Here is a 19,184-nt window from a genome sequence, read left to right as displayed (position 1 = left end):
GAGATCAAGCCGTGTCTGTGATTTTTCTGTAGCCGGTGAATGCCGGACCGGACGGGTAGGACTGAGGTAAGCCTCAGGTAAGTTAGGGCAGCCTCACCACACCGACTCGCGGATCACCCGTCACACCCTCTCGCTTGGAGCCTGCATGCGTGCCGTCCGACTTCCCGTCGCCACCGCCGTAGCCGCCGCGGCCGCACTGACCGCCGTCACGGCGTGCACCGCGAAGAGCGACGCCAAGGACGGGGACGCGATCCAGGTGACCGCGGCCGACTCCAAGTGCACGACCTCCGCCACCTCGGTCCCGGCCGGACAGGTCACGCTGAAGATAGAGAACACCGGCTCCAAGGCCACCGAGGTCGAGATCCTCTTCCCGGACGACCGGATCGTCTCCGAGAAGGAGAACATCGGGCCCGGCACCAAGTACACGCTGACCGCCGAGGTGAAGGCGGGGTCGTACGAGATCGCCTGCCGCCCGGGCATGAAGGGGCACGGTGTGCGGCAGAAGCTCACCGTCACCGGTGGCTCGGCCACCAAGCGGGACCCGAAGCTGGACGCTGCCGTCGCCGCCTACCGCGAGTACGCGCAGGAGCAGGCCGACGCGACGATCCCGAAGGTGGAGACCTTCGCCGACGCCATCAAGGCCGGGAACCTCGAAGCCGCCAAGAAGGCCTACGCGCCCTCCCGTTACGGCTGGGAGGCCACCGAGCCGATCGCCGAGTCGTTCGGGGACATCGACCCCAAGACCGACACCCGCGTCAACGACCTGGAGAAGGGCCAGAAGTGGACCGGGTGGCACGCGCTGGAGAAGGCGCTGTGGGTCGACAAGAAGACCGGCGCCGAACAGAAGGCCCTCGCCGACCAGTTGGTCACCGACCTGAAGGACTGGCAGAAGCGCGTCGGCAAGGCCGAGATCACCCCGACCTCCATGGCCAACGGCGCGAAGGAACTCCTCGACGAGGTCGCCACCGGCAAGGTCACCGGTGAGGAGGACCGCTACTCGCACACCGACCTGAGCGACTTCAAGGGCAACGTCGAGGGCGCGCAGAAGGCGTACGAGCTGCTGAAGCCGGTCGCGCAGAAGAACGACGCCGCCCTGACCACCGAACTGGACAAGCAGTTCGGCGCGTTGAACACGCTGCTGGACAAGTACCGCTCGACCACGACCTCGGACGGCTTCGTGTCGTACGACAAGGTCACCAAGGACCAGCGCAAGGAGCTGTCGGACGCGGTCAACGCCCTCGCGGAGCCGCTGTCCAAGCTCGCCGCCGCTGTCGTGAAGTAGGCGTGGCCATGACCGAGACCCCGAAATCGGACTCCCCCTCCCGCCGTTCGCTCATCGGCTGGGGCGGTGCCGGGCTCGCGCTCGGTGCCGTCGCGGCCGGTGGCGCGGTGGCGATGACCCGTACCGGTGACGACGTCGATCCGGCCGGTGCCGACACCGGTGCCGCGGTCGCCTTCCACGGCGCCCACCAGGCCGGCATCGCCACGCCCGTGCAGGACCGGCTGCACTTCGCCGCGTTCGACGTGAAGACCGACGACCGCGCCGAGTTCGTACAGATGCTGAAGGACTGGACGGCCGCCGCCCGCCGGATGACCGGTGGGCACGCGGTCGGGGACGGGGCCTACGGCGGGCTCGCCGAGGCACCGCCGGACGACACCGGTGAGGCGCTGGGGCTGAAGCCCTCGCGGCTGACCCTCACCATCGGCTTCGGGCCGTCGTTCTTCGACCACTTCGGGCTGAGCGGCAGCCGTCCTGACGCCCTCGTCGACCTGCCGCAGTTCCCCGGCGACAACTTCGACAAGTCCCGTACGGGCGGCGACCTTTGCGTCCAGGCCTGCGCCGACGATCCGCAGGTCGCCGTGCACGCGATCCGCAACCTGGCCCGCATCGGCTTCGGCAAGGTCGCCATCCGCTGGTCCCAACTCGGCTTCGGAAAGACGTCGTCGACGACCCCGGGGGCTCAGACCCCGCGCAATCTCATGGGATTCAAGGACGGCACCCGCAACATCGCGGGGACCGAGACGGACCGGCTGAAGAAATTCGTGTGGGTCGGCGACGCCGACGGCGGTGCCGACTCGGCCTGGATGAGCGGGGGTTCGTATCTCGTCGCCCGGCGCATCCGGATGAACATCGAGACCTGGGACCGGACCTCGCTCCAGGAGCAGGAGGACGTCTTCGGGCGGGACAAGGGCGAGGGCGCGCCGGTCGGCAAGGCGAAGGAGCACGACCCGCCGTTCCTGAAGGCGATGAAGCCCGACGCGCACGTCCGGCTCGCGCACCCCGACTCCAACAGCGGGATCACGATCCTGCGCCGGGGCTACTCCTTCACCGACGGCACCGACGGCCTCGGCCGTCTCGACGCGGGCCTGTTCTTCCTGGCCTACCAGCGCGACGTACGCAAGGGATTCATCCCGTTGCAGCGGAAGCTGTCGGCGTCCGACGCGCTCAACGAGTACATCCAGCACGTGGGTTCGGCGGTCTTCGCCGTCCCGCCGGGCGTCCGTGACCAGGACGACTGGTGGGGCAGCACGCTGTTCTCCAAGGAGGCGTAGCCCGTGTTCTCGAACTATCTGATCGGTCTGCGCGAGGGGCTGGAAGCCAGTCTCGTCGTCTGCATCCTGATCGCCTACCTCGTCAAGACGGACCGGCGCGACGCGCTGAAGCCGATCTGGACCGGCATCGTCGTCGCCGTCCTCATCGCGATGGGCTTCGGCTGCGCGCTCGAGTTCGGCTCCCAGGAGATGACGTTCGAGGCACAGGAGGCGCTCGGCGGTTCGCTGTCGATCCTCGCGGTCGGGCTGGTGACGTGGATGGTGTTCTGGATGCGGCGCACCGCCCGGCATCTGAAGACCGAACTGCACGGCAGGCTGGACGCGGCCCTCGCGATGGGCACGGGCGCGCTGGTCGCCACCGCGTTCCTCGCCGTGGGCCGCGAGGGCCTGGAGACCGCCCTGTTCGTGTGGGCGTCGGTGCACGCGGCGAGCGACGGCACCCCGCGTCCGCTGGTCGGCGTAGGACTGGGTCTGGCCACGGCGGTGTTCCTCGGCTGGCTGTTCTACCGGGGCGCGCTGAAGATCAACCTCGCGAAGTTCTTCACCTGGACCGGGGCGATGCTGGTCGTCGTGGCGGCGGGCGTACTGGCCTACGGCTTCCACGACTTGCAGGAGGCCGACTGGCTGCCGGGGCTGACGAAGCTGGCGTTCGACATCAGTGACACGATCCCGCCGGACAGCTGGTACGGCACCCTCCTCAAGGGCGTCTTCAACTTCCAGCCGGACCCGACCGTCCTTCAGATCACGGTGTGGCTGCTGTACCTGGTCCCCACGCTCACCCTGTTCTTCGTCCCGGTAGGGTTCGCCTCCGGGAAGGGGAAGGTGAAGACACCTGATGAGCAGGGATCGCGGCCCTCTAAGGCTCCGCAGGCTTGACCGGCGCGTACTGATAGCGGCCTCGGTGACCGCTTTGTCGCTGACGGCGAGCGGTTGTGTGGTGGTGCACGGCGAGCGCGAGGTGCTCCCCGCGACCACCCGCGCCGAGGCCGCCACGGCGCTCCGGCAGTTCACGACCGCGTACAACGCGGCGGACAAGGCGTACGACAGCTCCCTGGACGCCGCCCATGTCACCGGTGCGCTCGGTGACATCGACGCGGCGCGGCTGAAGGCGGGGCACGCCAACTCGCCGTCCGGGAACGCGAGTCACACGCCGCTGGAGCTGACGGACGCGAAGTTCACCATCCCGAAGAAGGCCGGCTGGCCGCGCTGGTTCGTGGCCGACACCGCGGCCAACAAGGGAGGCAGCGCCCGCTGGCTGCTGGTCTTCACCCGCAATGACCTGGGCGAGCCGTGGCAGGTGGCGTATCTGACGCTGCTCGCACCCACCGCCGTACCGAAGTTCAGGACCGACAAGGACGGCTGGGCCGAGGCCGTGCCGGCGAACTCGGCGGAACTGGCCGTCGCGCCGGGCGAGTTGAGCGAGCGCTACGCGACGTATCTGAAGAGCGGCGGGTCGGAGTTCGCGGACGGCGCGCACACCAGCGGGTGGCGGGCGGACCGGGAGAAGGCCACCAAGCCGGGGCTCGCCGTCCAGTTCCTCGACCAGCCGCTGACGAGCGGCGACTACGCGCCGCTGGCGCTGCGCACGGCGGACGGCGGGGCGCTGGTGTTCTTCACCACGCGGTACTACCAGAAGGAGACCGCGGCGGCGGGCACCTCGGTGCCGGCCCAGAACAAGGACGTCCAGGCGCTGACGACGGGTGAGGTGCAGCAGACCCTCACCCTTCAACTCATCTCCAACGAGGTCGCGTTGGACCCGAAGCGGGGTGGGAAGGTGTCGGTGCTCGGGCGGATCGAGGGCCTGACCTCGGCGCAGGGCGGCTGACCTCAGGAGGTCAACGGCCCAGCGGCCAGGCCGAGTTCGCGTGGTCCGGCTCGGCGCCCGCGTGCCGGGCGCAGGCGTCCGTGAGGGTTTCGAGGAGGGTCAGCGGGTCCGGCAGGGGGTGCTCGGGGCCGCGTACCCAGTGCACGGACTGGTTCTCACCGGGGAGTTGGGCCGGGGGGACCAGGACGTAGGAGCCGCGGCAGTGCCAGCGCAGGCCGGGGTGTTCGTCCATCGTCTCGGGGTGGCAGTCCAGTTCGCACGGCCACCACTCGTCCTCGTCCTCGGGGGTGCCGCGGGTGAGGGTGAAGAAGAGCAGCCGTCCGTCGTCGCTCGCGGCGACCGGGCCGACCTCGACACCGGCGGCCAGCAGCCGCTCCAGTGCCTCGTGTCCGGCCTCCAGAGGGACGTCCAGGACGTCGTTGACCATGCCGGTCGCGGTGATGAAGTTGGCCTGCGGCTGGTGGCGGGCCCAGCGCTCGATCTGGGCGCGGTCGGTTGTGGACTGCGTCTGCCAGGCGAACGACACGGGGTGCCGGGCCGGTGTGGGGCAGCCCACACGGTCGCACGAACATCGGTAGCCCGGGGCCGGGTGCGCGGCGGGCGCCAGCGGCAGCCCCGCCTCGGCGGCGGCCAGCAGCAGCGCCTCGCGCCCGCTGCCGTCGGGGGCCTCCTGCGGGCGGCGTCCGCGCAGCCACGAGGAGAGTTTGCCCTGCCGACCGGTCCGGCCACCGAACGTCGCACTCATCTATCTCCTCGCCCTGCTGTTGTCGCCGTGCTGTTCTTGCCCTGCCGTGGTGCGGAGCCCTGCCGTTGTGCGGAGAACTTCCCCTATGGTCCCACCATCCTGCGCCCCGAGAGGCGGGACCCCGCATCCGGGGTGGGTGGGACGAGCCACACCGGGACCTGGAGGTCTGCGAGGGCGAGGTCTACGACGGTGAGCCGTACGGCGGCCAGGGGGCGCCCCAGTCCGTGTCGCGGGCCGCCTTGTACAGGTCGCCGTGGCGTTTGGTGACCGTCGTGCGGCGCAGCTGTTCGTCGGTCTCGCAGAGGTCGAGGAGGACCTGGCCCTTGCGGATCTGGGGGCGGCGTACGACGCGGGCGGGGGCGGGTTCCACCGGGAAGCGGGCGGCGGCGACGTAGCTGAACTTCTCGTCCTCGTACGGCAGGGAGCCCCCCTTGACCTGGCGGTGCAGGGAGGACCGGCTGACCCGTGCCGAGAAGTGGCACCAGTCCTCGCCGGGGGTGATCGGGCAGGCGGCGCTGTGGGGGCAGGGGGCGGCGACGCGGAAACCGGCGGCGACGAGTCTGTCCCGGGCCTCGATCACGCGGGCGTAACCGGCGGGGGTGCCGGCCTCCACGATCACGACGGCCTGGGCCGCGGAGGCGGCTTTGTCCACGAGGGCGGCTCTGTCGGGGGCGGTGAGTTCGTTGAGGACGTAGGAGACGGTGACGAGGTCGGTGGGGGTGAGGGTGAGCGCGGGGCCGATCCGTTCGCGTCGCCAACTGGCCTTGCGCAGGCTCGGGTTGGCGGCGGCGATCTCCTTGCCAAGGGCGAGGGCGGGTTCGGCCCAGTCGAGGACCGTCACCGGGCGCTCGCCGGCCCAGGTCGCGGCGACGGCCCAGGTCGCGGAACCGGTCCCGCCGCCGACGTCCACGTGGCCCTCCGGGGTCCACCCGGGTACGGCGTCCGCGAACGCGTCCAGCGCGGACCGTACGGCTTCGAAGGTCGCCGGCATCCGATACGCCGCGTAGGCCGCGACATCCGCACGGTCCCGCAGGATCGGGGCGTCGGTGGGAGTAGCCCCCCGGTAATTGGCGATCAGCCGCTCCACGGCACCGGAAGCCTGCCGGGGCGGGAGCCCGTCGAGGAGGCGGGCCAGAGCGGTACGCAGGGTTTCGGCGGGAGCCACGGGGTCGTTCACCCGCCGATTCTAAGGGCCCCGGGGTCCCCACCCAGGCCCTGGGGGCTCCGCCCCCAGCCCCCCGGGCCCTATGCCCACCCACCGCCCGTGCGGGGCAACGGAAGAGGTCAGCGCACAAACCCCGGCCGCCCGTGCGGGGCACGGAAGCGCTCGGCTCACAGACCCCGGCCCGCCCGCGCCCCAGCAAGCCAAACCACCCGCCGGACCCCGCCCGTGCGGGGCACGGAAACGCTCAGCCACAAACTCCGGCCCGCCCGCGCGGGGGACGGAAACGCTCAGCCCACAAACCCCGGCCCGCCCGCGCCCCAGCAAGCCAAACCACCCCCCAGACCCCGCCCGCGCGGAGCAACGGAAACGCCCGGCCCACAAACCCCGGCCCGCCCGCGCCCCAGCAAGCCAAACCACCCCCACACCCCACCCACACAGGTCAACGGACCCCCGACCTCAAAACCCCCGCACCGCCCGAGCCACCCGCGTCCCCGCCGCCGCCCGTGGCCCGCTGTCCGGCGGGCGTCTCCGTGGGTGCACCGTGTTCGCCAGCAGCACCAGGAACGTGTCCGTGGACGGATCGAGCACCACCGAAGTTCCTGTGAAGCCGGTGTGCCCCACCGCCCCCCGTCCTGCCAACTCCCCCATGAACCACGGCTGATCGACCCCGAAGCCAAGGCCCGGCGGGGTCAGCAGCAGCTCCACGTAGTCGGAGCCCAGGATGCGGGCGGGGCCGTAGGAACCGCCCGCCAGCAATGTGCGGCAGAAGATCGCCAGGTCCCGGGCCGTCGAGAAGAGGCCCGCGTGACCGGCCACCCCGCCGAGCGCCCAGGCGTTCTCGTCGTGGACGACCCCCCGGAGCATGCCGCGGTCGGCCTTGGCCCAGGGGCGGCGTTCGTCCTCCGTGGCCGCCGCGCCGGGGCTGGGGCCGAAGTCCGTCGACGTCATCCCCAGCGGGCGGGTGATGCCGTCGTGGATGAGGACGTCGAGCGTGCGGCCGGTGATGCGTTCCAGGACGAACTGGAGCAGGAGGAGGTTCAGGTCCGAGTAGACGTACTCGCCCTGGTCGCTCACCGGCTCCTCCGTTCGGAGCATCGACAGGCGTTCGGTGTCGTCGGCGCAGTCGTAGAGCGGGAGTTCGGGGCGCAGCCCCGAGGTGTGGGTGAGGAGCTGGCGGACGGTGATGCCGTGGCGGGCCGCCGCCCTGAAGTCGGGCAGGTACGCGCCCACCTTCGCGTCGATGCCCAGCGTGCCTCGCTCGATCTGCTGCATCGCCGCGACCGCCGTGAAGAGTTTCGTCACCGAGGCCAGGTCGAAGGGGGTGTCCACCCTCGTCGGGACGCGGGACGCCGGTGGCAGTTCGACGCCCCGGTCGGTCTCGGGGTCGTAGGCGGAATACCGCACGGCCCAGCCCGCGGCCTCCTCCACCGCGATCACCGGGCCGCGGCCGGCGACCACGACGGCGCCCGCCGCCCAGGGGCGGTCGCCGGTGGTGAGGTCGTGGACCTCCCGGACCAGGTGGCGGAGTTCCTCGGGGTCGAGGCCCGCCCGTTCCGGGGTGTCGTGGCGCAGTCTCGGGGCGCTCAGCTCCCCACTCCCTCCGCGGTCGTACGTGTGTTCCAGGGACGGCACATTCCCACGAAGCAGGCCACCGCCACCAGTCCGGCCACCAGTTGGACGACCGCCATGGGCACGGCGGTGTGCTCGCCCGCGATGCCGACCAGCGGCGACGCCACCGCGCCTATCAGGAAGGACGAGGTGCCGAGGAGGGCGGAGGCCGAGCCCGCCGAGTGGCGCGTGCGCATCAGGGCGAGGGTCTGGGCGTTGGGCATCGTCACGCCCATCGCGGACATCAGGACGAAGAGGGCCGTGGCCACGGGCACGAGACCCACCTCGCCCAACACTCCCGTCGCCATCAGCAGCAGCGCCGTCGAGGCCAGCACCACCACCGCGAGGCCCGCGCCCAGGACCTTGTCCATGGAGACCCGGCCCACCAGCAGCTTGCCGTTGATCTGGCCCACCGCGACCAGCCCGACCGAGTTGACGCCGAAGAGCAGGCTGAAGGTCTGCGGGGAGGCGCCGTAGATCTCCTGGATGACGAACGGGGACGCCGAGATGTACGCGAAGAGCGCGGCGAAGGCGAAGCCGCCGGTGAGCATGTAGCCGGTGAAGGGGAGGTCCGTGAGGAGGGCGCGCATGGAGCGCAGGGCCTCCGCCGTGCCGCCCGCGTGCCGGTCGGCGGGGGCGAGGGTCTCGGGGAGGCGGCGCCAGACCAGTGCGGTGAGCAGGATGCCCACGGCCGTGAGGACGACGAACACGCCCCGCCAGTCCGTGACGCGGAGGATCTGGCCGCCTACGAGCGGTGCGACGATCGGGGCCACCCCTGAGACCAGCATCAGGGTCGAGAAGAAGCGGGCCATCGCCACGCCGTCGTAGAGGTCGCGGACGACCGCCCTCGCGATCACTATTCCGGCCGCGCCCGCGAGGCCCTGCGCCAGCCTGAAGGCGATCAGGGACTCGACGTTCGGCGCGATCGCGCAGAGGGCCGTCGCCACGAGGTAGATCGCGAGGCCGGTCAGGAGCGGGCGCCTGCGGCCCCACTTGTCGCTCATCGGGCCGACCACGAGCTGGCCGAGGGCCATGCCCGCGAGGCAGGCGGTGAGCGTGAGCTGGACGGTCGCGGCGGGCGCGTGCAGGGAGCGGGTGACCTCCGGGAGCGAGGGGAGGTACATGTCCATCGCGAGCGGCGGGGTCGCGGTGAGGCCGCCGAGCACGAGCACGACGAGGAGTCCGGCGCGCCGGGTCGCCCCGGGCGACGGCGCTGCGGACGGTACGACGGACTGCGGCACGCTCGGTGCCTGCGCCCCCTGCTCGGACATGTGCCCCTCCCTCTCCGGGTGATCCGCCACCTATGCTCTCAGCTCGTACAGGGTGCCGAGGGTCTGGTGAGCGAGGGTGGGGCAGCGATGACGGAGCAGAAGGTGCGCTGGGGGGTCCTGGCGACCGGTGGGATCGCCGCCGCGTTCACGGCGGAGCTCGTCGATCTGCCGGACGCCGAGGTGGTCGCGGTGGCCTCGCGCGCGCAGGCCCCGGCGAAGGCCTTCGCCGAGCGCTTCGGGATCGAGCGGGCCTACGGCGACTGGGACGCGCTGGCGAACGACGCGGACATCGATGTCGTCTACGTCGCCACCCCGCACGCGGCCCACCGCAGGGCGGCCGGTCTCTGCCTGGAGGCGGGGCGCAACGTCCTCGTCGAGAAGGCCTTCACCCTGAACTCCCGCGAGGCCACCGAACTGGTCGCGCTGGCGGCCGACCGCGGCAGCTTCCTGATGGAGGCCATGTGGATGTACTGCCATCCGCTGGTACGGCGGCTCAAGGCCCTCGTCGACGACGGGGCCGTCGGTGAAGTCCGCACCGTCCAGGCCGACTTCGGGCTCGCGGGGCACCTCTTGCCGGAGGCGAGGAATGGGATGCTGCCGCCCTCGCACCGGCTGCGCGACCCGGCACAGGGCGGCGGCGCGCTCCTCGACCTCGGGGTGTACCCGGTGTCGTTCGCGCACCTGCTCCTCGGTGAGCCCGCCGACATCAAGGCGTCGGCCGTGCTCTCCCCCGAGGGCGCGGATCTCCAGACGGCGGCCCTGTTCTCCTGGGACAGCGGCGCGCTGGCCGCGCTGCACTGCTCGATCGTCGGCGGTACGGGGACCTCGGCGTCGGTGACCGGTTCGCTGGGCCGGATCGACATCCCGGACGGCTTCTTCCACCCGGACCGGTTCGTGCTGCACCGGGACGGGCGCGACCCCGAGGAGTTCGTCCTCGACCCGGCGGACGGGCCCCGGAACACGCTGCGGCACGAGGCGTCCGAGGTGATGCGGGCGGTGCGGGCCGGGGAGACCGAGTCGCCGTGGGTGCCGCTGGAGGGCACGCTCGCGGTGATGCGGACGCTGGACGCGGTGCGGGAGCGGATCGGGGTGCGGTATCCGCAGGAGGGGTGACTCGTAGGCTGCGGGCCATGAACGCACAGCACTCTTCGAAGATCGCCGTGGTGACCGGCGCCGGTTCCGGGATCGGCCGCTCGGTGGCCGTGGAACTCCTGCGCGCGGGCTGGTCGGTGGCGCTGGCCGGCCGCCGCACCGGGACCCTGGAGGAGACGGCCGCGCTGGTGCCCGGGGGCGCCTCCCTCGTCGTAAGGACGGATGTGGCGCGGCCGGAGGACGTGGACGCGTTGTTCGACGCGACGGTGGAGCGGTTCGGGCGGGTGGACCTGCTGTTCAACAACGCGGGGACGTTCGGGCCCGGCGGGGTGCCGGTGGAGGAGCTGCCGTACGACGCGTGGCGGCATGTGGTGGACACCAACCTCAACGGGGCGTTCCTGTGCGCGCAGGCGGCGTACCGGCGGATGAAGGAGCAGGTGCCGCAGGGCGGGCGGATCATCAACAACGGGTCGATTTCCGCCCATACGCCTCGTCCGCACTCCGTGGCCTACACCGCGACCAAGCACGCGTTGACCGGACTCACCAAGTCACTGTCCCTGGACGGGCGGCCGTACTCGATCGCGGTCGGGCAGATCGACATCGGGAACGCGGCGACCGACATGACGGCACGGATGGAGACCGGGGCGTTGCAGGCCAACGGGGTGGTGGCCCCGGAACCGGTGATGGATGTGGCCGATGTGGCGCGCACCGTGCGGCACATGGCGGAGCTGCCGCTGGAGGCGAACGTGCAGTTCGCGACGGTGCTGGCGACCGCGATGCCGTATGTCGGGCGCGGCTAGGGCAAGTTGCACAAACGGAATTTGACCGTCCGCACCATTGCGTCCGGTTGCTGACTTATGCTCAACTCTCTCCATCAAAGCTTCACACTTGGAGCACAGGGCTTCCGCACTGCGGGAACCCCGTGTTCCGCAAGCCAATCCGAGGGGGGAGAGGCGACAGTCGTTCCACAGCCCGGGTGGGGGTGGAGCCCGCGTGGGACCGCGGGTTACGCACCGGACCGTGGAGCGGCTGTCGCGTCACATCAACTCCCGTCGAGTTCCTGGGACTTGGCCGCCGCCACGGCCGCCCGCCGCCGGCGCAGCGCGAACGCGCCGCCCGCGAGCAGCGCGACCGCGCCCGCCGCGCCGCCCAGCATCGGCCAGGGCGAGGAACCGTCCGACGAGGAGGAGGCCGAGCTCCCGGAGGCTCCCGGCGCACCCTTGGCGCCCCCCGGCGTCGGGCTCGCGGTGGCCCCGCCCTCGCTCAGCGGATCGACCAGCATGCCCACGGCGCGGGCCGAACTCCCTTTGCCGAAGCCCCAGTCGAGCAGCGCGGCGGTCTCCTTGTAGACCTCGTTGCCGCCGTTCGCGGGGTGCATCACGGTGACCAGGAGGGTGCGGCCGCCGCGGGTGGCGGCGCCGGTGAAGGTGTTGCCCGCGTGGCTGGTGTAGCCGTTCTTCACGCCGATGATGCCCGGGTACGGGCGCAGGCCGTAGGCGCCGCTGAGCAGGCGGTCGGTGTTCTGGATCTGGAAGGTCTTCTTGCCGCCGGCCGGGAAGTTCGCGACCCGGGTCGAGCAGTAGGAGCTGAAGTCCTCGTCGTGCAGCCCGTGCCGGGCGAAGAGCGTGAGGTCGTACGCCGACGAGAGCTGCCCGGGGTGGTCGAAGCCGTCCGGGCTCACCACATGCGTGTCCAGGGCCTGCAAATCCTTCGCCTTGGCCTGCATCTCGGCGACGGTCGCGGCGATCCCGCCGTTCATGTGGGCCAGCACGTGCACGGCGTCGTTGCCGGAGCGCAGGAAGACGCCCTGCCACAACTGGTGGACGGTGTACAGGATTCCGGGCTTCACCCCGACGAGGCTGGAGCCGGAGGGGACGTCGGCGAGGTCGGCGTCGGTCACCCGGTAGGTGCGGGTGCGCTCGAACTTGCCCAGCACGGTCTCGGCGAACAGCATCTTCAGCGTGGACGCGGGCGCGAGCCGCTGATGCGCGCGGTACGAGGCGAGCACCTCGCCGGTCCTGTGGTCGGCGATCAGCCAGGAGCGGGCGGTGAGCTTCTTGGGCAGGGTCGAGGCATCGGCCGCCTGGATGCCGTCCCGGGCCAGGCGCTCACCGCCTATCGCGGACGCCGCCGACGCGGGGGCCGCCGTCGCCAGGGGAAGAGCGGCGGCGGTCAGGCCGAGAGCGGCACGCCGGGTGAGCCGAGAGGAATCGCGCATCCCGGGACCGTACAAAACAGGGGCGCGGCCGTACGCGGCGGGGTGGCCGCCCGGGCGTCGAAAGAGTGATCGACAGCCCATGTCAGCAGGCCATTGAACAGGGGTTTCCTGGCAGAAAGCCCTCGACAGCTTAGGAATGAGCTGTCTGACGCAATTCTGATGTCGGGCCCTTTTTTCTCAGGTCTGGCACATCCTTTACTCAGGTCGACTCAAAGGTTTCTCCATAGCTTGTGGCCGCGCCCACAGCGGGCGCCAAGAACCTTTGGGGAATGGGATGTTTGGCATCTATCTCAAGCGCGAGCTGGGCCGTCGCAAGAAGGCGGCCCTGGTCATCGCGATGGGTCTGGCGCTCGGTATCGCGCTGGTCATCACCGTCAACTCGGTGTCGGCCGGCATGAATCAGGCTCAGGACAAGGTCCTCAAGTCTCTTTACGGTCTCGGAACTGACATGACCGTGACCAAAGCACAGTCGGCGCCCAAGGCGGGCAGCTCGCAGGGTCCCAGCTTCAAGTTCGGCGCCACCTCCTCCAGCAGCAGTTCGCAGAGCTCGGACCGGGTGAATACGCAGGGTGGTCAGGCCCTCGCGTCCTCGCTGGTCACCAAGGTCGCCGGGCAGAAGGGCGTCTCCAGCGCGGTCGGCGCGCTCACGCTGAACGTCACCAAGGTCGACGGCTCCTTCACCCAGGGCAAGGCGAAGTCCTCGACCACCTCGGGTTCCTCCTCCGGTGCGCAGCAGGGCGGCCCCGGCGGCGGCACGGGCACCAGCGGCAGCGGTCAGCCCCAGGTCCAGGGCGGCGGCGCCAACTTCAACGTCAACTCGTACTCGGTGGCGGGCATCGACGTCACCAACCAGACGCTGGGCCCGCTCTCCACCTCGAAGATCACCACCGGCAGGACGTTCACGACCGCGCAGACGAACGCGAAGGTCGCCGTCGTCAGCAAGTCGTACGCCAAGTCGAAGAAGTACAAGGTCGGTTCGACCTTCTCGATCTCCGGCACCAAGTTCACCGTCATCGGCATCGCGACGCCGAACAGCAGCGAGTCCACGATCGACGTGTACCTGCCGCTGAAGCAGGCGCAGACGCTGGGCGACTCGAAGAACAAGGTCACCACGATCTACGTCAAGGCGACCGACTCCCAGCAGATCTCGGCCGTCAAGTCGACCATCCAGAAGAACATCTCGGGTACGACGGTCACCACCTCCGCCGACCTCGCGTCCACCGTGTCCGGCTCGCTGTCCACCGCCTCGAACCTGGCGACCAGCGTCGGCAAGTGGCTGTCGATCGCGGTGCTGATCGCCGCGTTCCTCGTCGCCGCGCTGCTCACCTCCTCAGCCGTGTCGCGCCGGGTGCGTGAGTTCGGCACGCTGAAGGCGCTCGGCTGGCCGAGCCGCAAGGTGACCCGCCAGGTCGTCGGCGAGTCCATGGTCAACGGTCTGATCGGCGGCGCGCTCGGTATCGCGCTGGGCCTCGTCGCGGCCTACACGGTGACCGCGATCAGCCCCAAGCTGACCGCGCAGCTCGGCTCCACCGGCGGCGGTGGCGGCATGGGCGGCGGCCCCGGCGGCGGCCAGGGCGGTCCCGGCGGGCAGGCCGCGTCCAACACCCTGGAGATCGCCCTGAACGCGCCGGTCTCGCTGACCACGATCGCCCTCGCGGTGGGCCTCGCCGTCACCGGCGGCCTGATCGCCGGCGCGATGGGCGGCTGGCGCGCCTCCCGGATGCGCCCCGCGGACGCCCTGCGCAGCGTCTCCTAGCCACCGACCCCCGATCCGGGGCGTCGCCTCCACTCCCCCCGAGAGGCGGCGCCCCGCCCCTCTTCTTCTTCACCGACGTATCCGACGGAGATCCCATGTACAAGCTCACCGGCGTCACCAAGCGCTACACGCGGGGCAAGGAGACGGTCGAGGCGCTGCGGGGCGTCGACCTCACCATCGAGGACGGCGACCAGCTCGTCATCCAGGGCCCGACCGGCGGCGGCAAGTCGACGCTGCTCCAGATGATCGGCGGCCTGGACCGGCCCTCCGAGGGCAGTGTCGAGCTGGACGGCGTGAACCTCGCCGCGATCAGCGAGGCCAAGCTGACCCGGCTGCGCGCCGAGAAGATCGGCATCATCTTCCAGTCCTTCAACCTCATCCCGACGCTCACCGCGCAGGAGAACGTCGAGACGGCCCTGGTCCCGCTCGGCGTCAAGCCCGCCGAGCGCCGCGAGCGGGCGGCCGAGGCGCTGACGTCGGTGGGCCTCGGCGACCGCCTCCGGCATGCCCCGTCCGAGCTCTCCGGCGGCCAGCAGCAGCGCGTCGCGATCGCCCGCGCACTGGTCAAGAAGCCGAAGGTGCTCCTCGCCGACGAGCCCACCGGCAACCTCGACGAGGGCACCCGTGACGACATCATGGGCCTGCTCGAAGGCCTCTGGCACGAGTACGGCCTGACGTTCGTCATGGTCACCCACGACTCGTCGATCGCCCGCCGCGCACCCCGCCTCGCGACCATCAAGGCCGGTCGGATCACGCTGACCGAGCAGGGCCGGGACGGTCGGTTCACCTCGCAGCAGCAGTACGCGCAGCAGGGCAACCAGGGTCACTGAGCCGGCCCCGCCCCAACCGGGCTCGCGCGCCCGCCTGTTGATCGCCGCAGGGGCCGTTCATTCACCGAGCACGTGGTCGACACCGGCCAACTGCCCAGGAGTGAGCGGCCCCTTCGCCATCGCCCGGTGCGCGGGCGGCAGGGTGCGTGCCGCGGATGCCAGGCCGGTCGGGCCTGTCCGGATTTCTACGGTGGTCAGGCCTGCCCGGTCTCGAAGCGGGCGATCCTGCCGTCGTCGCCGACCGTGAAGGTCCACCGGGTGCGCATCTCGCCCCACGCGTCGTTCGAGTAGCGGGCGACGAGGGCCCGGCCGCCGTTCGACTCGCGGTCGACCTCCATGTGGCCGTGCGAGGAGAAGATCTCCCGGTCGATCCACTCGGCGAGGTCACGGTCGGAGCCGTCGTCCGCCATCGTCGCGCCCGGCGCGAGCAACGCCAGGAAGGCGTCGCGGTCATGGGCGTTGACGGCGCCGACGAACGCCCGGACGGCCGGATCGCTGAGCTTGGCTGTCTGAATCGTCATGCCGGTCAGACTCACACCGTTCCCCATCCCCCGCCACCCGAACGGCCGCGCGAACCCGCCCGCCGCGCGCCCGGGGTGCGACGGTGGAGGGACCGTCCCCGTCGTCTGTCCAGGGAGTCACCGTGACCTGTTACGACCGAAGCGATCTGGGCCTGCTGCTGCTCCGGCTGGGTACCGGCGGCGTGCTGGCGGCGCACGGCGCGCAGAAGCTGTTCGGCTGGTTCGGCGGAGGCGGCATCGAGGGCACCGGCGCGGCCATGGAGGCGATGGGGTACGCCCCCGGCAAGCAGAGCGCCGTCATGGCGGGCCTCTCCGAGGCGGGCGGCGGCACGCTGCTCGCGCTGGGTCTCGCGACCCCGGCGGCGGGCGCGGCGGCGGCGGGCGCGATGGCGGGCGCCACCGCCGTGCACGCGCCCAACGGCTTCTTCGCGGCGGGCGGCGGCTACGAGTACGCGGTCTCCCTCGCCCTGACCGCGGCCGGCCTCGCGGTCACCGGACCCGGCCGTATCTCCCTGGACCACGCGCTCGGCCACGCGGTGAACCGGGGCTGGATGGTCCCGGCCGCGTTCGCGGTGACCGGCGCGGCGACGGCCGTGGTGATCGGCCTGCGGAACCGGCGGGTGCGGGAGGCCTCCGAGTCCGGGCAGGAGACCCTGTTCGACGAGTAGGGCGGAGGTGTCGGCGGGTGCTGGCAGGCTGGGCGCATGAGCGATCGGAACGACCGAGCCGCCGGCCTGTGGTCCGGCATCGACGACCTGTGGACCTGGCTGGACCGCAACGCCCCCCTCGGCGGCGAGGAGGGCATGCTCCTGCGCATGCTGAAACTGTCCGAGGAGGTCGGTGAGGTCGCCCAGGCGGTGATCGGTGTGACCGGCCAGAACCCGCGCAAGGGTGTCACCCACACCTGGGAGGACGTGCAGGGCGAGTTGTGCGACGTGGTGATCACCGCGCTGGTGGCGCTGCGCACGCTGACCCCCGACACACGGGAGGTCTTCACCCGTCACCTGGCCCGGGTCATGGAACGCTCCCTCGGCCCGTCCGCAGGTGTTCACCCCCACGACCTGCCCACACCCCGCGGAGTTGGTGAAGTCCGCTGAGCCTTCTCGTCGACACCGAGCCGACGAAGGGGTCCCCGTGCAGCAGGACTACGCAGTCTCCGACGGAGCGTTCTCCGAGGGAGCGCTTTCCAAGAGAGCGCCTTCCAAGGGAGTTTCCGCCGGCGGAGTTTTCTCCGGCGGGCGCAGGACGGTCGCCGTGGCGGGCACCTGCCTCGCCCTCGCCGCCCTGGGCCTGGGCAACGGCCGGGCGCACGCGGCGAGTTACGGCACACCGACCATCTCCCTCTCGGCGACCTACCTGTCCGGCGCGGTGGGCGCGACCGGTGACCCGACGGTCCAGGTGACGGTGGCTCAGAGCGGCGCGGACGTCAGCGCGTTGACGGTCGCGGCCAGCAAGAGCAGCAGGACGTCCGTGGCACCGACGAGCGCGGTGACCGTCGCCGGCACCGGTGCCACCCGCCAACTCGCCGTCACGGCAGCCGCGCAGGGCTACACCGACCTGACGGTGAAGGTCACCGGCCTCGGCGGCAAGACGGCCACGAAGACCCTGTACTACGCGGCCTCGGCGGCGGTCCAACTGCCCACCGACACCCGCTACTTCACCGGCTCCAGCGACGCCTCCGCCGCCGTCGACGTGGGCGGCGGCTATGCCGTCGTGGCGGATGACGAGTCCAACGTCCTGCGCCTGTACGACCGTTCGGCGTCCGGTGCCCCCGTGAAGACATGGGACTTCAGCGACGACATCGGCGTCTCCAAGGAGATCGACATCGAGGGCGCGGCCCGCGTCGGCGACACCATCTACTGGACCGGCTCGCTCGGCAACAACAAGGACGGCGAGTACAAGTCGGCCCGCAACACGGTCTTCACCACCAAGGTGACCGGCACGGGCACCAACACCTCCCTGTCCTACGGCAGTTCGTACGGCAAGCTGCGCGACAACCTGGTGGCGTGGGACAAGGCGAACGGCAACCGGTACGGCTTCGCGGCGGGCACCGCCGCCGGTCAGATCCCCAAGGAGATCAACGGGTTCAACGTGGAGGGGCTGGAGTTCGCGCCCGGCTCGACGACCACCGCGTACCTCGGATTCCGCGCGCCGCTCGCCCCGGCGGTGGCGGGCGGCAAGGCGCTGCTGGTGCCGGTCACCAACATCGACAAGGTGGTCGCGAACGGCACCGCCGCGACCTTCGGCACGCCGATCGAGCTGGACCTCGGCGGGCTCTCGGTGCGGGACATCCGCAAGAACGCGGCGAACCAGTACCTGATCGTCGCCGGTTCCTGGGCCGCCGACGACAACTCCGACCCGTACGCCCTCTACTCCTGGACCGGCAAGGCGGCCGACAAGCCGGTCAAGCTGCGGGACCTGCCGACCACGGACCCGGGCGCCTGGGAGGCCGTCGTCGACGTACCGGATCTGACGGCCTCGGGTGCCCGCGCCCAGCTGATCACCGACGACGGCGCGGCCGACCTGTACGGCGACGGCACCGAGGCGAAGGACCTCTCGCACCCCGAGTGGCAGAAGTCGCGCGCGACCTGGTTCACGGTCACCGGCTGACGGGCGGCGCGCGCCCCGCCGGGAGGCCGGGCGCGCGCCACCCTGGCACCCTGGTCCTCGACAACACCGTCGAGGACGAAAGCCGAGACATGACCACCGAGAAGCTGACCGTAGGCGTCCTGGGCACCGGCATCATGGGCGCCGCGATGGCCCGCAACCTCGCCCGCGCCGGGCACACCGTCCACGCCTGGAACCGCACCCGCGCCAAGGCCGAGCCCCTGACCGCCGACGGCGCGCACGTCACCGACACGATCGCGGACGCCGTACGCGACGCCAACGTCGTCCTCACGATGCTCTACGACGGCGACACCGTCCTCGACGTCATCCGCGAGGCCGCACCCGCCCTGCGCCCCGGTGCCGCGTGGGTCCAGTCGACGACGTCGAGCCTCGAATCGGTGGGCGAGCTGGCCGAGTTCGCGGCCCGCCACGACCTCGCCTTCTACGACGCCCCCGTTCTCGGCACCCGCCAGCCCGCCGAGGCCGGTCAGCTCACGGTCCTGGCGGCGGGCCCGGAGTCCGGCCGCAAGACGGTGACCCCGGTCTTCGACGCGGTCGGTGCCCGCACGATGTGGGTGGGCGAGGACGGTGCGGCGGCTACGGCGACCCGGCTGAAGCTGGTCGCCAACAGCTGGGTGCTGGCGGTGACGAACGCGGCGGGCGAGGCGCTGGCCCTGTCCAAGGGCCTGGACGTGGACCCGCAGAGCTTCCTCGACCTCATCGCGGGCGGCCCGCTCGACATGGGCTATCTGCACGCCAAGGCGGCCGCGATCCTCAACGACCAGCTGACACCGGCGAGTTTCGCGGTCACCACGGCGGAGAAGGACGCCCGGCTGATCGTGCAGGCGGGGGCGGCGAACGGCGTGCGGCTGGATGTCGCCGCCGCCGGGGCTGAGCGGTTCGCGCGGGCCGCCGCGCAGGGACACGGCGACGAGGACATGGCGGCGGCGTATTTCGCCAGCTTCGACTGAGCGTCACCGTTGCGTCACAGGT

At 71.2% G+C, this 19,184-nt stretch carries 18 protein-coding genes; 12 read left to right on the top strand and 6 right to left on the bottom strand.

Going from position 1 to position 19,184, the window contains the following annotated elements:
• The first annotated feature begins 145 nt into the window (after positions 1–145).
• From efeO to ACIRB1_RS08795, 4 genes are read left to right on the top strand one after another with little or no spacing between them, the layout of a single operon-like run.
• Positions 146–1,282 (top strand): iron uptake system protein EfeO, encoded by a 1,137-nt coding sequence (efeO, locus tag ACIRB1_RS08810; protein ID WP_403465073.1) that lies wholly within the window; start codon positions 146–148, stop codon positions 1,280–1,282.
• A gap of 8 nt (positions 1,283–1,290) precedes the next feature.
• Positions 1,291–2,553 carry an iron uptake transporter deferrochelatase/peroxidase subunit gene (efeB, locus tag ACIRB1_RS08805; RefSeq protein ID WP_403465072.1) on the top strand — a complete coding sequence of 421 codons (1,263 nt, stop codon included), beginning with the start codon at positions 1,291–1,293 and terminating at the stop codon, positions 2,551–2,553.
• A 3-nt stretch (positions 2,554–2,556) separates the two neighbouring features.
• Positions 2,557–3,429, top strand: coding sequence for an iron uptake transporter permease EfeU (gene efeU / locus ACIRB1_RS08800; RefSeq protein WP_352183517.1), 873 nt, complete (start codon positions 2,557–2,559; stop codon positions 3,427–3,429).
• Entirely contained in the window at positions 3,389–4,378 is a 990-nt protein-coding gene (locus ACIRB1_RS08795) for a hypothetical protein (RefSeq protein ID WP_403465071.1), read from the top strand. Before efeU ends, ACIRB1_RS08795 begins: the two co-directional genes overlap by 41 nt.
• A 10-nt stretch (positions 4,379–4,388) precedes the next feature.
• On the opposite strand, the gene ACIRB1_RS08790 is transcribed toward ACIRB1_RS08795, so the two are convergent.
• The 4 genes from ACIRB1_RS08790 to ACIRB1_RS08775 form a co-directional block, all read right to left on the bottom strand.
• Positions 4,389–5,123 (bottom strand): bifunctional DNA primase/polymerase, encoded by a 735-nt coding sequence (locus tag ACIRB1_RS08790; protein ID WP_352183515.1) that lies wholly within the window; start codon positions 5,121–5,123, stop codon positions 4,389–4,391.
• A 181-nt stretch (positions 5,124–5,304) separates the two neighbouring features.
• The gene (locus ACIRB1_RS08785; RefSeq protein ID WP_403465070.1) at positions 5,305–6,300 is read right to left on the bottom strand and encodes a small ribosomal subunit Rsm22 family protein; all 996 of its coding nucleotides are present in this window, start codon (positions 6,298–6,300) and stop codon (positions 5,305–5,307) included.
• A 444-nt stretch (positions 6,301–6,744) separates the two neighbouring features.
• The gene (locus ACIRB1_RS08780) at positions 6,745–7,920 is read right to left on the bottom strand and encodes a serine hydrolase domain-containing protein (RefSeq protein WP_403465069.1); all 1,176 of its coding nucleotides are present in this window, start codon (positions 7,918–7,920) and stop codon (positions 6,745–6,747) included.
• The gene (locus ACIRB1_RS08775; protein WP_403465068.1) at positions 7,872–9,167 is read right to left on the bottom strand and encodes a multidrug effflux MFS transporter; all 1,296 of its coding nucleotides are present in this window, start codon (positions 9,165–9,167) and stop codon (positions 7,872–7,874) included. Before ACIRB1_RS08775 ends, ACIRB1_RS08780 begins: the two co-directional genes overlap by 49 nt.
• A gap of 87 nt (positions 9,168–9,254) precedes the next feature.
• On the opposite strand from ACIRB1_RS08775, the gene ACIRB1_RS08770 reads away from it, so the two are divergent.
• Both ACIRB1_RS08770 and ACIRB1_RS08765 read left to right on the top strand, forming a co-directional pair.
• Positions 9,255–10,280, top strand: coding sequence for a Gfo/Idh/MocA family protein (locus ACIRB1_RS08770; protein WP_403465067.1), 1,026 nt, complete (start codon positions 9,255–9,257; stop codon positions 10,278–10,280).
• Between the two features lie 17 nt (positions 10,281–10,297).
• Positions 10,298–11,059, top strand: coding sequence for an SDR family oxidoreductase (locus ACIRB1_RS08765; RefSeq protein ID WP_352183510.1), 762 nt, complete (start codon positions 10,298–10,300; stop codon positions 11,057–11,059).
• 242 nt (positions 11,060–11,301) lie between these two features.
• On the opposite strand, the gene ACIRB1_RS08760 is transcribed toward ACIRB1_RS08765, so the two are convergent.
• Positions 11,302–12,477, bottom strand: a complete 1,176-nt coding sequence (locus tag ACIRB1_RS08760; RefSeq protein ID WP_403465066.1) for a D-alanyl-D-alanine carboxypeptidase family protein — start codon at positions 12,475–12,477, stop codon at positions 11,302–11,304.
• A gap of 274 nt (positions 12,478–12,751) precedes the next feature.
• Between ACIRB1_RS08760 and ACIRB1_RS08755 the strand changes: the two genes are divergently transcribed.
• Both ACIRB1_RS08755 and ACIRB1_RS08750 read left to right on the top strand, forming a co-directional pair.
• A complete protein-coding gene (locus tag ACIRB1_RS08755; RefSeq protein ID WP_403465065.1) occupies positions 12,752–14,233 on the top strand; it encodes an ABC transporter permease in 1,482 nt (493 codons plus the stop codon).
• Positions 14,234–14,328: 95 nt separating this feature from the next.
• Positions 14,329–15,063, top strand: coding sequence for an ABC transporter ATP-binding protein (locus ACIRB1_RS08750; RefSeq protein WP_403465064.1), 735 nt, complete (start codon positions 14,329–14,331; stop codon positions 15,061–15,063).
• Positions 15,064–15,257: 194 nt separating this feature from the next.
• Here the strand turns inward: ACIRB1_RS08750 and ACIRB1_RS08745 are convergent, their stop codons facing one another.
• Positions 15,258–15,584: a nuclear transport factor 2 family protein gene (locus ACIRB1_RS08745; protein WP_352183506.1), complete on the bottom strand. Its 327-nt coding sequence runs from the start codon at positions 15,582–15,584 to the stop codon at positions 15,258–15,260.
• A gap of 122 nt (positions 15,585–15,706) precedes the next feature.
• Between ACIRB1_RS08745 and ACIRB1_RS08740 the strand changes: the two genes are divergently transcribed.
• The 4 genes from ACIRB1_RS08740 to ACIRB1_RS08725 all read left to right on the top strand — a co-directional run bounded on the left by ACIRB1_RS08740 (position 15,707) and on the right by ACIRB1_RS08725 (position 19,162).
• Positions 15,707–16,252 (top strand): DoxX family protein, encoded by a 546-nt coding sequence (locus ACIRB1_RS08740; protein WP_403465063.1) that lies wholly within the window; start codon positions 15,707–15,709, stop codon positions 16,250–16,252.
• A gap of 36 nt (positions 16,253–16,288) precedes the next feature.
• Positions 16,289–16,681: a MazG-like family protein gene (locus ACIRB1_RS08735; RefSeq protein WP_352183504.1), complete on the top strand. Its 393-nt coding sequence runs from the start codon at positions 16,289–16,291 to the stop codon at positions 16,679–16,681.
• 157 nt (positions 16,682–16,838) lie between these two features.
• Entirely contained in the window at positions 16,839–18,194 is a 1,356-nt protein-coding gene (locus ACIRB1_RS08730) for a DUF3616 domain-containing protein (RefSeq protein WP_403465062.1), read from the top strand.
• 50 nt (positions 18,195–18,244) lie between these two features.
• Positions 18,245–19,162 carry an NAD(P)-dependent oxidoreductase gene (locus ACIRB1_RS08725; RefSeq protein ID WP_403465375.1) on the top strand — a complete coding sequence of 306 codons (918 nt, stop codon included), beginning with the start codon at positions 18,245–18,247 and terminating at the stop codon, positions 19,160–19,162.
• The last annotated feature ends 22 nt before the right edge of the window (positions 19,163–19,184 follow it).

The organism is Streptomyces sp. NPDC096013 (assembly GCF_044763565.1).
Classification (GTDB): Bacteria; Actinomycetota; Actinomycetes; order Streptomycetales; family Streptomycetaceae; genus Streptomyces.
The sequence above is the reverse complement of the archived record's forward strand: the minus strand, read 5'-3'. Positions and strand labels throughout refer to the sequence as shown.